This window comes from Agrobacterium sp. DE0009, assembly GCF_007680755.1.
GTDB lineage: Bacteria > Pseudomonadota > Alphaproteobacteria > Rhizobiales > Rhizobiaceae > Agrobacterium > Agrobacterium tumefaciens_B.
This window is the reverse complement of sequence record NZ_VEIU01000001.1, coordinates 847,035-861,936: the sequence shown is the minus strand read 5'-3', so window position 1 is coordinate 861,936 and position 14,902 is coordinate 847,035. Positions and strand designations below refer to the sequence as shown.

Below are 14,902 nucleotides of genomic sequence, written 5' to 3'. Positions count from 1 at the left end.
GAGACCGGTGGCCGCTTCTTGTATCGCGCTTATCAGCCGTTGCTGGCCAGCATGGAAATCTTGCTGCCCATCGCCTCGCCATTCTTGTCGAGGAGGCGGGTCGGATAATCGCCGGTGAAATAGTGGTCGGTGAACTGCGGCCGCGCCGGATTGCGGTTCTCACCGCCAACGGCCCGGTAAAGTCCGTCGATCGAGAGGAACGCCAGCGAATCGGCGCCGATATATTTCGCCATCGCCTCGACGTCGGCATACTGGTTGGCGAGCAGCTTATCGGCATCAGGCGTGTCGATGCCGTAAAAATCGGGGTGGAAGATCATCGGGCTGGCGACGCGGATATGAACTTCCTTCGCGCCAGCCTCGCGGATCATCTGGACGATCTTGACCGAGGTCGTGCCACGCACGATAGAATCATCCACCAGCACCACGCGCTTGCCTTCGATCATCGCCCGGTTGGCGGAATGCTTGAGCTTGACGCCGAAAGCACGGATCTGCTGGGTGGGCTCGATGAAGGTGCGGCCCACATAATGGTTGCGGATGATGCCGTATTCGAAGGGAATACCGCTTTCCTGCGCAAAACCAAGCGCTGCCGGCGTGCCGCCATCGGGAACCGGGACAACGACGTCGGCTTCGAGCGGGGCTTCCTTGGCAAGGTTCATGCCCATGTTCTTGCGCGTCGTGTAGACGTTGCGTCCGCCAACGACGGAATCGGGGCGGGCGAAATAGACATATTCGAACAGGCAGAGACGCTCCGGCTGCGGTTTCGACGGCTTGCGCGCATCGATGGTGATCGAACCGTCAGGCTGGATCTCGCAGATGATGACTTCGCCGTTTTCAACGTCGCGGACGAATTTCGCGCCGATAATATCGAGAGCGCAGGTCTCCGAGCAGAAGATCGGCTTGCCGTCCAGCTCGCCCATGACCAGCGGGCGGATGCCGATCGGGTCACGCGCGGCAATGAGTTTGGTGCGGGTCATCGCCAGCATCGAATAACCGCCTTCCATCTGCCTGATGGCATCGATGAAACGATCGGCGGTGGATGAGTGGCGGGAGCGCGCGATGAGGTGCAGCACGACTTCGGTATCGGACGTCGACTGACAGATCGCGCCGGTGGCGATGATCTGGCGGCGAAGCGTCAGGCCGTTGGTGAAGTTGCCGTTATGGGCTATGGAAATGCCGCCTTCTTCCAGCTCGGCAAACAGCGGCTGCACGTTGCGCATCGCCACTTCGCCTGTCGTGGAATAACGCGTGTGGCCAATCGCGATGGAGCCGGGCAGACGGGCAAGGGTTGCGGGATCGGTATAATGATCGCCGACGAGGCCCATATGGCGTTCCTGGTGGAAACGCTTGCCGTCGAAGGAGACGATGCCGGCTGCTTCCTGGCCGCGATGCTGCAGCGCATGCAGGCCAAGCGCGGTCAGCGCCGAAGCATCGGCATGGCCAAGAATGCCGAAAACGCCGCATTCTTCATGCAGCGTATCGCCGTCGATCTCTTCCTTGAAAGTGGCCTCAGGAAACTTGGAATGCGAAAGCGGCTCAATCATGCGGCTTGCCCTTGCTCTCTACCGAGAAAAAAGAAAGACCTCGCCGGCGAGTATCTCTCCCGGTCAGTCCGTCTGTGTCGTGCTTGATATTTAGCACAAATAGCGCGCCTTGCATGCATTGCAAGACGCGACACTGTGTCAATTATTCGTTGCCGGTTGATTTGTTGCCGGCACATCTTCCGCAGGCGTCTGCGCTGTCGTCGGCTCCGGCGGCTTGCCAAGGATTCGCGAGCGGATCTGCGGTTCGATATCGTCAGGCAAAACCGCTTCCAGCTTGCCCACCAGCCCGTCGAGGAAAGGCTTGGACTTGGCCTGGGTCACCCATTCCGGCTGCGTCTTCACGTCCACCAGCCAGTTCCAGAAAGCGACCGCGACGACCAGCAGCAAAATCCCGCGCGCTGCGCCGAACAGGAAACCGAGCGTACGGTCCAGTGCGCCGATGCGGCTGTCGATGATGAAATCCGCAATACGCGAGGTAATGAAGGAAATGACGATCAGCGAGACGAGGAAAACCACACCGGCAGAACCGGCAATGGCGATCTTGTCGTCATCGGTATAGTTGCGCGCATAAGGCAGCAGGACCGGATAAAGATAATAGGCAGCGGCGACCGAGCCGCCCCAGCTCGCAATCGACAGGATTTCGCGTGAAAAACCGCGCACCATCGCAAGAAGGGCGGAGAAAAGAACAACGGCGATGACGATGCCGTCGAAAATTGTAATGGGCATATACCAACTCCGGAGGTGCGACGCCTTGTCAGACGCTGCCTTGCCAATTTTGCGATCCTCTTACACCACTGTTTCCCTTGGCGAAAGGATCAATATTCGTCGTCCTCAACCTGTTTGAACCGGTTGCCGGAGCCGGCGATGCGGGCCACGAGGTCCGGAAGGCTTTCAATTTCCGTCCAGCGCCCTTTGCCGCCTTTCGGCAATTCAGCCGAAGCAGAAGGCAGAAGTGCGGCGGAGAAGCCGAGTTTTTCCGCTTCTTTCAAACGCTGGCCCGTATGCGAGACCGGGCGCACCGCACCCGACAGGCTGATTTCGCCGAAATAGACGCAATCGGCGGGCAGGGCAAGACCGGCAAGCGAGGAAACCAGCGCAGACGCAATCGCCATATCGGCGGCCGGTTCGGAAATCCGGTAGCCGCCGGCGACGTTGAGATAGACATCGTGCTGGCCAAGCTTCACCCCGCAATGCGCCTCCAGTACGGCAAGAATCATCGCGAGGCGGGAACTGTCCCAACCGACCACGGCGCGGCGCGGCGTGCCGAGCGAGGTCGCCGCGACCAGCGCCTGGACCTCGACCAGTATGGGGCGGGTGCCTTCGATGCCGGCAAAAACCGCAGCGCCTGGCGATTTTTCGTTGCGTTCCCCTAGAAACAGTTCCGATGGATTGGACACTTCCCTGAGGCCGCGATCCGACATTTCGAAGACGCCGATCTCGTCGGTCGGCCCGAAGCGGTTCTTGACGGTGCGAAGGATACGGTAATGGTGGCCGCGGTCTCCCTCGAAATAAAGCACGGCATCGACCATATGCTCCACCACGCGCGGCCCCGCGATCTGCCCTTCCTTGGTGACGTGGCCGACAAGCACCATGGTCGCACCCGTCTGCTTGGCGAAGCGGATCATCGCCTGCACGCCGGTGCGCACCTGCGTCACCGTGCCGGGAGCGGAATCGGCCGTATCGCTCCACAGGGTCTGGATTGAATCGATGATGACGAGATCGGGCCGCTTGCCCTCGGAGATCGTGGCCAGAATGTCCTCGACATTCGTTTCCGCCGCCAGCAGCACATCGGTGTCAGCAGCGCCGAGACGTTGCGCCCGCAAGCGCACCTGCGCCACCGCCTCTTCGCCCGAGACATAGATGATGCGATGGCCGCGCCGCGAAAGGGCGGCCGCCGCCTGCATGAGGAGCGTCGATTTGCCGATGCCCGGGTCGCCGCCGATCAGAACCGCCGAGCCTCGCACGAAACCGCCGCCGGTCGCCCGGTCGAGCTCGCTGATGCCGGTCGGGATGCGCGGCGCCTCCTCGATTTCACCTGAAAGTGAGGTGAGCGTGACAGGCCGGCCCTTCTTGGGCGCCTTGCCCGGCCCGGAACCGATGCCGCCCATCGGGTCCTCTTCGACGATGGTATTCCATTCGCCGCAGCCTTCGCATTTTCCCGCCCAGCGGTTATGCACCGTGCCACAGTTCTGGCACACGAATTGAGTCTTGGCTTTGGCCATGTTTTGTCAGTTTTCTTCTTGTTTGAAATCGTCGGCGGAAACGTCTTGATGGCCATGCAGCACGCGCAGCACACACATCTTCTTGTCGTCGACGATGAAATAGATGCATCGATCACGATAGGGGAAAGCCCGCAAATTCGGCGCGAAGCTCCGAGGCACACCTGTTATCCCGTATCGCGCGAGCGAGATCATTTTGACGTTGATGTCTTCCAGAAAGCGCCTAGCAGCAACGGGATTGAATCGCGCGATATAATTATGATCGGCGAGAAGATCGTCCAGTGCCCGTGCGGTGACCACCAGACGCCTTCGCTTCATTCTGTTCCCCCGCGAGCTTTATGATATGTGCGGTTAAATCATCCGCCGTGGAAAATTCCATCACCCGGCCGGCTTCCACATCGTCCAGCCCTTCCTGGATCAGTCGCTGAAGCTCTACGAGCTTGCCTTCATTACTGCCGAGCAGGCGCAAACCGGCGGATACCACCGCGTCCGCATCCTTGAAGATACCAGCCGCCACCTGCTCTTCGATGAACTTCTCGTCCTGCTCGCTCAAATGGATTTCGGGCATTTCGATCTCCTTTTGTTCTCTTTTAGCACAGGTCGCGTCGGCTTTCCAAGAGCTAAAGGCGTCTCTCAGTCATCCGCCATCAGATATTGCCGCTCATACCGAAGGCCGAGTCCTGTCAGCATCTCGTAGCCGATCGTTCCCGCCGCGCGAGCGACCTCGTCTACGGGCACGTTTGGACCGAAAAGCTCGATGTAATCGCCAGCGCGAATGGCATTATGGGGCACATCGGTGACGTCGAAAATGGTGAGATCCATCGTCACGCGGCCGGCCACCGGCACCCTGTAGCCGTTGACGACGCCGTAAGCGCCGCCATGGCCCATGTCGCGTAGCGGGATGCCCGAACCGGACAGCGAGCGCTGATAACCATCGGCATAACCGACGGAAGCAATGGCAAGTCTGCTTGCGCGTTTCAGCAGGAAAGTCCCGCCATAACTGACGGTCTGGCCTTCGCCCGCCTCACGAATCTGGATGATGCGTGCCTCGGCCTTGGCGACGGCACGCATGGGATTGGCGACGTCGTTCACCGCTTCGCCGCCATAAAGTGCGATGCCGGGGCGGGTGAGGTCAAAATGATAATCGGGACCGAGAAAGATACCAGCGGAAGCCGAAAGGCTTGATTCAATACCTTCGAAAGCGGCGCTAACCTTTCGGAATGATTCAAGCTGTGCCCTGTTCATCGGCGCCGACGGCGTATCGCCGCAGGCGAGGTGGGACAGCACGAGAACCGGATCGAAGCTTGCCGGACGTGTCACGTCGTCGGCAAGGAAAAGTGCGTCCTCAAGCGGCAGGCCGAGCCGGTTGAAACCGGTGTCCACATGGAGCGCGCAGGGGTGATCGCCACGCTCGGCGACCGTCGCCATCCAGAAGGAGAGCTGCTCCTCGGAGGCGAGAACCGGCACCAGATCATTGTCGAAGACCTGCCGTTCCTGCCCCTGCCAGATGCCCGACAGCACTAAGATGCGTGCCTCCGGCGCATAGGAGCGCAGGGTCGCGCCCTCGGCGACCGTCGCCACGAAGAAATCGCGCGCGCCCGCATGATAAAGGGTCGCACCGCAATCCTCGATGCCAAGCCCGTAAGCATCGGCCTTGACGACAGCCGCGGTCCGCGCCCTGCCGGAGCGCCTTTTCATGTCTCGCCAATTATCGGCGAGAGCACCGAGATCGACGGTGAGCCGCAGTGGCGCGTGCTCGAAGGCGTCTGTTTCGTGTTCGGGGAAGCTGTCTTCGAAGTCGTCTGTCATGCCATGCGTCCGGTTGATCTTGAACGGGTCGGGACCCTACAGCATCGCCGGACAAACCGTTACCGATTTTTGCAAGGCACCAGGCTTTGACCCAAGCTGTGATTAGGTCGATCACTTTTGTTCAAGACGGTCAGCGCTGAATGGTCTAAAATTTGCTCATGCATCATGTTTCGCAGGAACAGGCCCTTGATTTCATGCCCGTCGCCACGACAGAGACCACCCGGTTCTGGCGTGACAGACGTTTTGGCGGCATGGAGTGCCTGAGCGCTACATTTCTAACACACGAATATTCGCCGCACGCGCACGACACGTTTTCGATCGGCGCGATCGAAAGCGGCTCGCAGATTTCCACGATTCAGGGAACCACCGAACACACGGGGCCGGGAAACCTCTACCTCATCAACCCGGATGAGATTCACGACGGTGCCCCGGGTGGGGGCGGTTATCGCTACCGGATGATCTACCCGGATATAGAACTCTTGCGCGACATCATCGAGGATGTGACCGGGAGGACCTTTCACGGTACGCCCTCCTTTCCGAAATTTCTTCCCTATGATCCGCATATGGCAGCGGCCTTTCAGATGGCGCATCGTCGACTGGAAGCCATAACCGGGGCGCTGGAGGCGGACGAGGGCATGTTCTCCGTCCTTGCCGCCATTTTCGGCAGGCATGGCAGCGCCATTATCCTGCCGGTCGAGACGCGTGAGAAAACGGCGGTTTACACCGCGCGCGACTATCTTTCCGACAATTACGAAACCGATATCGGCCTGGAGGAACTCGCTGCCATTGCAGGCCTCAGTCGCGCTCATCTCATCCGCGCCTTTCGCAAGGAATTCCATATCACCCCGCACGCTTTTCTGACGGATATCCGCATCCGACGTGCGCGCCGGCTTTTACGCGCAGGCGAGATGCCAGCGGAGGTGGCAGCAATGTGTGGTTTTGCCGATCAGGCGCACTTTACCCGCCATTTCAAGGCTCGCACCGGCGTAACACCGGGGCAGTTCAGGATGGGATGATATTTTTTCGGGACGCTTCCTCTTGTGACATCACTTTTGTTCAAGACCGAACACCAGCCTCGGCGTAATCCCCTTCGCCTGAAAGGGAGAATGCCATGTCGAAACCGCAAAAACGCGCCGAATTTATCGAAGGGTTGAGGGCCGCCGCACCATTGCTGGTCGCCATGGTGCCGATCGGCGTGGTTTTTGGCGCCGCCGCCATCGGCAAGGGCCTGTCGCCGCTTGAGGCGTCCCTGATGTCGCTTCTTGTCTTTGCCGGCGGCTCACAGTTCGTCGCCATGGATCTGTGGACACATCCGGCAAGCTGGAGTGGACTCGGATTTGCAGCATTGCTGGTCAACCTTCGCCACGCACTGATGAGTGCTTCGATTGCGGGCAAGCTGGATGACTTCAAAGGCTGGAGAAAATACGCGGCCATGCTGGTGCTAACGGATGAATCCTGGGCTCTTGCAGAATTTCGCGTTATCACTGGCAAACTGAGCGCTGCCTTTTTTGCTGGCGCCGCCTTGTCCATCTATCTCGTGTGGAACCTCGCGACAGTGACGGGTGCGTTGCTCGGCTCCGTTGTCGGCGACATGTCGGTCATAGGCCTGGACTTTGCTTTTCCAGCAGTCTTCATCGTGTTGCTGATGGGCTTCTGGAAGGGCAGGGAGACCAGCCTTGTTCTGCTGGCCAGCGCCTCAGCCGCCTACCTCATCCATGCGTTGCTGCCCGGCGCCTGGTATATCGCGGCTGGTGCCGTCGCCGGGCTCGCCGTGGCCGCCTTTGCCCATGGGCAAGAGATGGAACAGCCCGCATGACGCTCGATCCAAACACGTTCATCACCATCCTCGCAATGACGGCGGCAACCGTCGCGACACGCCTCGGCGGTCTGTTGCTGGTCAACCATTTCAAACTGACGCCGCGCCTGAAAAAGGCGCTTGGCGTAGTGCCCCCAGCGGTCCTGATGGCCGTCGTCACGCCCACCGCATTCGCCAGCGGTCCTGCCGAAACCATGGCCTGCGCCATCACCGCTGTCGCCGCTCTACGCCTCAGCCTGCTGCCGGCGGCAGGATTGGGCATCCTCTCGGTGGCGCTGCTGCGCGGAATCGGTTTGTGAGGGAAATGGCGAAAGATGTTGAAAAGATTCGAGGTCCTCAATCGCGCAGACTTCGCGACGACCGCAAGATCTATTATGCCTGAAATACAATCTACAAATCGACCGCCTCAAAGCCCTTGAGGTGTCGATTTTGTATCGCTATGCACCTGCTTGATAGCTTTCAGTCGGCTCAGGCAGGGGAGAGTGACAGTGGGCAAGCAGCATATTGTGATTGGTCCGCTCTCCAGCATTTATGCTGAGGACCTTAGAACCTCGTGGCCATCGATATGTTTGCTGCTTGTTTCGATTCTCATCGGCGCGTCATTGAGTGCAGCTGCGCCCTATATCTTTTCACGCCTCATCGATGATCTCCCTGACGATCCGAAGCAGTGGATGCTGGGCTTTGCGCTTTACGCCATTTTGACAGCGCTGGCTTCGGGCCTCGAGCGCTCGACACAATATCTCACTGTCATCCACGCGGAACGTCTTGAGTTTGTTGCTTCAACCAGCTTCTTTGATCGCATCGTCCACAAACTCCCGTCTTTTTTCAACGATCACAATCCGGTGGAGATACAATCCGCACAGGCGCGCGGCGCTTCGTCAGCCTCCACGCTCATGCAGATCGGTTTGATTTCTTTCATTCCCGGCATGGCGACATTTTTGCTGAGTATCCTACTGATGGGGGCCGTGCTGAGCGCCGATCTGGTGCTGATCGTCGTCGCCTATGGAGTGATATTCGTTGCCCTGACACTCGCATCCAATCGCCTGACAACGCCTTATCTCGAGCAAGCCATGGACGCCGGACAGGATAATGCCGGCTTCGTCGGCAACGCCATTTCCATGATCGAGCCTTTGCGACACACCGGCAGCAACGTCTGGATGAAACGTCGTTTTGCAGAGAGCGCCGGGCTGATCTACCGGAACTGGCGGCTTTATTCGCTCCGTCGGATCGGGTTCGTCTTGACTATTTCCCTCGCGCTGGGAATCCAGATTATCGTCGGTTTCTATCTTCTGCTGCCGCGATCCCAGGCGGGCGCGCTGTCGATCGGCGACATCGTTCTTTTCAACACTCTGTTGTTGCAGCTCAACGTACCATTCGAACTCATCGGACATTCGATCTCCGAGACCGCCCGGGCGCTCGCTCAATTTGGGCCTTATGCGCAGATGTGGCACGCGCCCGACGAAGAGGTGTCGTCCGGGTCAAGCGCGCCTAGGGGTACGATGCGCACACTCAGGCTTGAAGGGGTCGGTTATCGTTACGCCAACGGTCGTGGTGTTGATGGCGTCTCTTTTACCGCCGCACCCGGTCGCTTGACCTTCATCACCGGTGAAACCGGATCGGGCAAATCGACCCTGTTCAAACTGCTGCAGAAGACGATGGCACCGCAGCAAGGCCGCATCACCGTCGACGACGCAGATCTTTCCACCATTTCTCGCGAAGACTGGTTCGCCGCCGCCGGCATCGTGCCCCAGGAGGTTCAGTTACTCAATGATACGCTGCGCAGTAATATTATTCTGGGTCGGGTGCCGGACGAAGAGAGATTGCGCCGCGCGGCCCAGCGCGCTGCCATTCTCACCCGCATCGAAGAAATGCCGGATGGATTCGACACCATCGTTGGTGAGAGAGGCTTGAAACTATCGGGCGGCGAACGCCAGCGTGTGGCGATTGCGCGCGCGCTCTATGCGGAGCCGACGATCCTGCTTCTCGATGAGGCCAGTTCCGCGCTTGACGAGGAGACCGAACGCGAGATCATGGATCAGCTGCGCGTCGTCGACAGCGACGTGACGATAATTGCCATTACGCATCGCCAAAGCAGTATCCGCGAGGCGGATCAGGTGATCGTGTTGCCGGCCGGCCGCGATCCATATACATCCGAGCCCCGCGCCGCGGGCGTTTGAAAAGATTCCAAGCCGCTGCGGCGCGGTTGCCTGACGGTAAAAATGCTTGGCGCACATCCGGAAGGGGCGCGTCGCACACCCTCAATCTGTCTGTTTTATCGAATGCCGCCCGCAAGTCGCCTGGCGACTTCAGTACAAAGACTTACGGCCGGGTCAACCTGAGCCCCATCCCCGTTCAATGCTCTTCATACTGGCTGAAGCTCGGATCGGCGAGGTCGGTGAAGCGGGTGAACTCGGACTGGAAGGCGAGTTTCACCGTGCCGGTCGGTCCGTGGCGCTGCTTGGCGATGATGACGTCGGCTGTGCCTTTGACCTTGTCGAACAGGGCCTCCCATTCGGCATATTTCGGGTCGGAGACATCGCGCGGCTCCATGTTCTTGACGTAATATTCCTCGCGGAACACAAAGAGCACCACGTCGGCGTCCTGCTCGATCGAGCCTGATTCACGCAGGTCGGAGAGCTGCGGGCGCTTGTCTTCGCGGCTTTCCACCGCGCGGGAGAGCTGTGAGAGCGCGATGATCGGAACGTTGAGTTCCTTGCCCAGCGCCTTCAGGCCGGTGGTGATCTGGGTGATTTCCTGCACGCGGTTTTCACCGCTCTTGCCGGAGCCGGTCATCAGCTGAACGTAGTCGACCACGAGAACATCGAGGCCGCGCTGGCGCTTCAGGCGGCGGGCACGGGCGGAAAGCTGGGCAATCGAGATACCACCGGTCTGGTCGATGTAAAGCGGCACCTTCTGCATCATCTGGGAGCAGGCGACGAGCTTTTCGAAGTCGGCCTCGGTAATGTCGCCGCGGCGGATTTTCGAGGATGACACTTCCGTCTGCTCGGAAATGATACGGGTCGCCAGCTGTTCGGACGACATTTCGAGCGAGTAGAAGCCGACAACGCCGCCGTTCTTGGCCTTGTACGAGCCGTCGGGCTGCACTTCCTGCTCGTAAGATGCAGCGATGTTATAGGCGATGTTGGTCGCGAGCGAGGTCTTGCCCATACCGGGACGACCCGCAAGAACGATAAGGTCGGAACGCTGCAACCCGCCCATCCGGGCATCGAGCGAGTGGATGCCGGTGGAGATGCCGGAGAGATTGCCGTCGCGTTCAAAGGCGGCGCCCGCCATATCGATCGCCAGGGCAACGGCGTCGTTGAAGGACTGGAAGCCGCCGTCATAACGGCCGGTTTCCGCCAGCTCGAACAGGCGGCGTTCCGTGTCTTCGATCTGCGCCTGCGGTGGCATGTCGAGCGGCGCGTCATAGGCGATGTTGACGACGTCTTCGCCGATCTGGATCAACGCACGGCGCAACGCGAGATCGTAGATAGCCCGGCCGTAATCTTCCGCGTTGATGATGGAAACGGCTTCCGCTGCAAGACGGGCGAGGTACTGCGCCACCGTCAGGTCGCCGATCTTATCGTCGGCGGGAAGGAAAGTCTTGATGGTTACCGGATTGGCGGTCTTGCCCATGCGGATGATGTCGCCGGCCACCTCGAAGATCTTGCGATGCAGCGGCTCATAGAGGTGCACGGGCTTCAGGAAGTCCGACACGCGGTAATAGGCGTCGTTGTTGACCAGGATGGCGCCCAGCAGCGCCTGCTCCGCTTCAATGTTGTTGGGCGCTTCGCGGTAATGCGGTTCGGCCGGTTGCGCGGGGGTGATCTTTCTCACAGCGTCGTTCATGGTTTGCGCGATCTCCCTTTGCCTTTTCTTACACCTCAGGCTTTGGCTTCCTGGGGCACGGCAGTCAATGATATTGTTGCAACACTCTATGGCAGGCTGACGTCTGCCCCATGGCGCTCGATCACATCTTCACTTGTCCCCAGCAATCCACAGGAGGACGGGACAGGGGGCGGGAAAAATTCCCGGCAACGTGATTCGCTGCCATGAGTTTACCGCATGGCAGACCCGGCATGAAAGAAACTTGAAATTCATCAGGCCTACGAATAAATAGGCAGAAAATAAGTAGTGTGCTAATTATAAGGCTTGCTGAAATGTCCCGCGAGACCGACAAGGAACAGCTTCTGGATGAAGTCTCCGCTTTCACCCGCAAACTGCGTGCGTTCTTCGACGCGCGGGTGGCGGAGAGCGGGCTGACGCTGGCACGGGCGCGCGCGCTCTTTGCGCTCTCGCGGCGCGGACCGCTGACACAGACGGAATTGGCCGAAGAAATGGAAATCGAAACACCGACGCTGGTGCGGGTGCTTGATGGAATGGAGAAGCAGAATCTGATCGAGCGTCGCTCGGACGAAAACGACCGCCGGGCAAAACGCATTCATATGACGGCCGAAGGTGAAAAGACCTCCGAGACTGTACAGGCGATGGCGAAATCGCTGCGTTCGGAAATCGCTGCCGACATTTCATCGCAGGATCTGGCGATGGCACTGGATGTCATGCGCCGCCTGTCGGCAAACCTGCACCAGCTTGCAACGGGGAGGGCGCAGCCATGAGCACCATCGTGTCGCAGAATGATGATGATGATGCGAGGCTCGAAAAAGCGCCCGATCCCGTGATCACGCAGGCTGACCCGGCCGCCATGCGGCAGGAAGACGTTGCGGCTGCGCAGGCCCCACAGCCCGCCCCGGCAGCGCCTGTCCAGCCGGAGCGGCCGCTGTGGCTGCGTCTCTGCTTCATCTTCGCCGGCCTGTGCTTTTTCATCACGCAGGGCCTCGGCATGAACCTCGTCATGGCCAATATCTATCAGCTGCAGGGAGAGTTTTCCGCTACAGTGGCAGAGGTTGCCTGGCTCTCCGCCGCCTATATGGCGCCCTATGCGACCTTTTCCATCGCGCTGTTCAAGGTCAGGGCGCAATATGGCCTGCGGCCCTTTGCGGAACTGTCCATCGTCGCCTTTGTGATCGCCAACTGCCTCAACCTTTTCGTCACGGATTTGCATTCGGCAATCGTCATCCGCTTCATCAGCGGCATGGCCGCGGCACCGATTTCCTCGCTCGGCTTCCTTTATATTCTGGAGGCTTTTCCGCCCGCCCGGAAATTCTCGCTCGGTTTCAGCATCGCGCTGACGGGCACGCTGTTGTCGGCGCCGATCGCGCGCATGGTGTCGCCCTCGCTTCTGGCCATCGACGGCTGGAATGCCCTTTATTCGATGGAAGTAGGTTTTGCGCTGATATCGCTTGCGATGATCTATGTCCTCAAGGTCACGCCGCCGCCCCGCGCGAAGGTTATCGAGCGCATGGATATTCTGAGCTACCTGCTGTTCGCCGGCGGTCTCGGTTGCCTCGCGGTCATGCTGACGCTCGGCCGGTTTTATTGGTGGTTCGAAACCTGGTGGCTTGGCGCATTGCTTGCGACCTCGATTGCGCTTTTGACGCTGATGGCTTTCATCGAACTCCCGCGCAAGAACCCGCTGCTCGACCTGCGCTGGATATTCTCCAGAACCAATCTGCATGCCATTGCAGTTCTGCTGGTCTACAGGGGAATATCGTCGGAACAGTCGTCAACGGCTGTCAGCTTTTACCAGCAGCTCGGCCTTCTCAATGATCAGACAATCACGCTCTACGCGCTGGTGCTGCTGGCCACTGTTCTGGGCGGTGCGGCCTGCGCCTGGCTGATGTTGACGAAATATGTCGATACCGCGCACGTCATCGCGCTGACGTTGATCGCGGCAGGCTCCTTCATGGACAGCCAGTCGAGCAATCTGACCCGCCCGGAGCAGATGTATCTCAGCCAGATGATGATTGCGTTCGGCGCCGCCATGTTCCTGCCGCCTGTCATGGCCAAGGGATTTGGCGCGGCCCTCGCCAGGGGCGCACCCTATCTGGTGAACTTCATCACCATCTTTCTGTTCACGCAAATCACCGGCTCGATGCTGATGACGGGTCTGCTGGGCAGCTTCGTGACGCTGCGGGAGAAATTCCACTCCAACGTCCTGGTGGAGAATATTCTTCTGACCAACCCACTCGTTGCCCAGCGTGTCTCGCAGCTGTCTGGGGCTTACAGCCACGTGATCACTGATCCCGCCCTGCTGAGGGCGGAAGGTCTTGCGCTGCTTGGTCAACAGGTCAGCAGGGAAGCCTATGTGCTTGCCTACAACGATACATTCCTGCTGATATCGGTTGTCTCTGCGCTGGCGCTTGCCTTCCTTTTAATCCATCTTGCCTGGCGACGCATCTGGCCTCTTCTTTCTGGAAATGCCGATGCCGCACCAGCGGCCCAGTCTTGAACATCCAAGAGTGACATCATGCTGAAGAAGTTTTTTACCCCCGTTTCCATCCTTGTGTTGCTCGGCGGCATCGCCGGCGTGGCGCTTGTGCTCTATGCCTGGCGGCTGCCGCCGTTCCTCTCCACCGTCGAAATGACCGACAACGCCTTCGTGCGTGGTTATGTCACCACCATGAGCCCGCAGGTCAGCGGTTATGTCGTGGATGTGCCGGTCAAGGATTATCAGGAAGTCAAGCAGGGCGCACTGCTCGCCAAGATCGACGACCGTATCTACCGCCAGAAGCAGGCGCAGGCGGAAGCAACGCTCGATACGCACAAGGCGGCGCTCGATAATTCCCGTCAGCAGGAAAATGCCGCCAACGCCAATATCCGCTCCAGTGAAGCGGCCGTCGACAGTGCAGAGGCGTCGCTGAAACAGGCGCAGCTTGCTTCCGACCGGCAGGACAACTTGATCAAGAGCGGTGTCGGAACCTCCAGCCTCCAGGAAGAGGCCCATGCCGCGCTGGAAAAGGCGAGGGCCTCGCTATCGCAGGCAAAGGCGGCGCTGGAAGTGTCCCGGCAGGACCTGCAGACGATCATCGTCAACCGTAGCTCGCTGCAGGCCGCTGTCGCGAACGCCGAAGCCGCGGTCGAACTCGCGCGCATCGATCTTGCCAATACCGAAATCCACGCGCCAGTGGACGGCAGGCTGGGCGAAGTTGGAGTCCGCACCGGGCAATATGTCACCGCCGGAACGCAGCTCGTGGCCGTCGTGCCGCATGATGTCTGGGTCATCGCCAATTTCAAGGAAACCCAGCTCGCAGGCATGCAGGTCGGCCAGCCGGTGACGATCTCCGTCGATGCGCTGCATCGCCGTAAGCTGACCGGTCACGTCGAGCGCTTTTCCCCCGCAACGGGTTCGGAATTCGCCGTCATCAAGCCTGACAATGCGACCGGCAATTTCGTCAAGATCGCCCAGCGCCTCGGTGTCCGCATCGCCATAGACGCGGATCAGCCGCTGGCCGCGGAGCTTTCGCCGGGCATGTCCGTGGTGGTGCATGTGGACAAGGCCAAGGCGCCTGATGGGGCGGAGACGGCGGCGAGGTAATCTCGCTCCAGAGTGCCTCTCCGCATACTCTCCACGACCCGACAAACAAAAAACCCCGGATGTCGCCATCCGGGGTTTTCCT

14 protein-coding genes are annotated in these 14,902 nt (G+C 59.6%); 7 read left to right on the top strand and 7 right to left on the bottom strand.

Annotated features, from left to right (window positions below; translation table 11 throughout):
- Positions 1-32 precede the first annotated feature (32 nt).
- The 6 genes from purF to alr all read right to left on the bottom strand — a co-directional run bounded on the left by purF (position 33) and on the right by alr (position 5,569).
- Positions 33-1,541 carry an amidophosphoribosyltransferase gene (gene purF, locus FS804_RS04360; protein ID WP_006700146.1) on the bottom strand — a complete coding sequence of 503 codons (1,509 nt, stop codon included), beginning with the start codon at positions 1,539-1,541 and terminating at the stop codon, positions 33-35.
- A 138-nt stretch (positions 1,542-1,679) separates the two neighbouring features.
- Entirely contained in the window at positions 1,680-2,267 is a 588-nt protein-coding gene (locus FS804_RS04355) for a CvpA family protein (RefSeq protein WP_063951056.1), read from the bottom strand.
- Positions 2,268-2,356: 89 nt separating this feature from the next.
- Positions 2,357-3,763: a DNA repair protein RadA gene (gene radA, locus FS804_RS04350; RefSeq protein WP_063951057.1), complete on the bottom strand. Its 1,407-nt coding sequence runs from the start codon at positions 3,761-3,763 to the stop codon at positions 2,357-2,359.
- Positions 3,764-3,769: 6 nt separating this feature from the next.
- Complete coding sequence (locus tag FS804_RS04345) at positions 3,770-4,078, bottom strand: type II toxin-antitoxin system RelE/ParE family toxin (protein ID WP_246665845.1); 309 nt, start codon at positions 4,076-4,078, stop codon at positions 3,770-3,772.
- A complete protein-coding gene (locus FS804_RS04340; protein WP_144575003.1) occupies positions 4,017-4,328 on the bottom strand; it encodes a type II toxin-antitoxin system ParD family antitoxin in 312 nt (103 codons plus the stop codon). Before FS804_RS04340 ends, FS804_RS04345 begins: the two co-directional genes overlap by 62 nt.
- A 65-nt stretch (positions 4,329-4,393) precedes the next feature.
- Positions 4,394-5,569 (bottom strand): alanine racemase, encoded by a 1,176-nt coding sequence (gene alr / locus FS804_RS04335; RefSeq protein WP_144575000.1) that lies wholly within the window; start codon positions 5,567-5,569, stop codon positions 4,394-4,396.
- Between the two features lie 158 nt (positions 5,570-5,727).
- Here alr and FS804_RS04330 point away from each other — a divergent pair, with 158 nt between their 5' ends.
- From FS804_RS04330 to FS804_RS04315, 4 genes are all read left to right on the top strand, one after another.
- A complete protein-coding gene (locus FS804_RS04330) occupies positions 5,728-6,585 on the top strand; it encodes an AraC family transcriptional regulator (RefSeq protein WP_186376650.1) in 858 nt (285 codons plus the stop codon).
- A gap of 95 nt (positions 6,586-6,680) precedes the next feature.
- Positions 6,681-7,385 carry an AzlC family ABC transporter permease gene (locus FS804_RS04325; RefSeq protein ID WP_144574998.1) on the top strand — a complete coding sequence of 235 codons (705 nt, stop codon included), beginning with the start codon at positions 6,681-6,683 and terminating at the stop codon, positions 7,383-7,385.
- Positions 7,382-7,684 carry an AzlD family protein gene (locus FS804_RS04320; protein ID WP_144574995.1) on the top strand — a complete coding sequence of 101 codons (303 nt, stop codon included), beginning with the start codon at positions 7,382-7,384 and terminating at the stop codon, positions 7,682-7,684. The genes FS804_RS04325 and FS804_RS04320 overlap by 4 nt, the downstream gene beginning before the upstream one ends.
- A gap of 183 nt (positions 7,685-7,867) precedes the next feature.
- Positions 7,868-9,562: an ABC transporter ATP-binding protein gene (locus FS804_RS04315; protein ID WP_371417811.1), complete on the top strand. Its 1,695-nt coding sequence runs from the start codon at positions 7,868-7,870 to the stop codon at positions 9,560-9,562.
- A 175-nt stretch (positions 9,563-9,737) separates the two neighbouring features.
- Here FS804_RS04315 and FS804_RS04310 read toward each other — a convergent pair whose 3' ends face one another.
- Positions 9,738-11,234, bottom strand: a complete 1,497-nt coding sequence (locus FS804_RS04310) for a replicative DNA helicase (protein WP_063951065.1) — start codon at positions 11,232-11,234, stop codon at positions 9,738-9,740.
- Positions 11,235-11,545: 311 nt separating this feature from the next.
- Here FS804_RS04310 and FS804_RS04305 point away from each other — a divergent pair, with 311 nt between their 5' ends.
- Genes FS804_RS04305 through FS804_RS04290 form a run of 3 tightly spaced genes read left to right on the top strand, consistent with a single transcriptional unit; the run spans position 11,546 to position 14,820 of the window.
- A complete protein-coding gene (locus tag FS804_RS04305) occupies positions 11,546-12,001 on the top strand; it encodes a MarR family winged helix-turn-helix transcriptional regulator (protein ID WP_063951066.1) in 456 nt (151 codons plus the stop codon).
- Positions 11,998-13,734, top strand: a complete 1,737-nt coding sequence (locus FS804_RS04295) for an MFS transporter (protein WP_186376649.1) — start codon at positions 11,998-12,000, stop codon at positions 13,732-13,734. Before FS804_RS04305 ends, FS804_RS04295 begins: the two co-directional genes overlap by 4 nt.
- Positions 13,735-13,752: 18 nt before the next feature.
- A complete protein-coding gene (locus FS804_RS04290) occupies positions 13,753-14,820 on the top strand; it encodes an HlyD family secretion protein (protein ID WP_063951068.1) in 1,068 nt (355 codons plus the stop codon).
- The last annotated feature ends 82 nt before the right edge of the window (positions 14,821-14,902 follow it).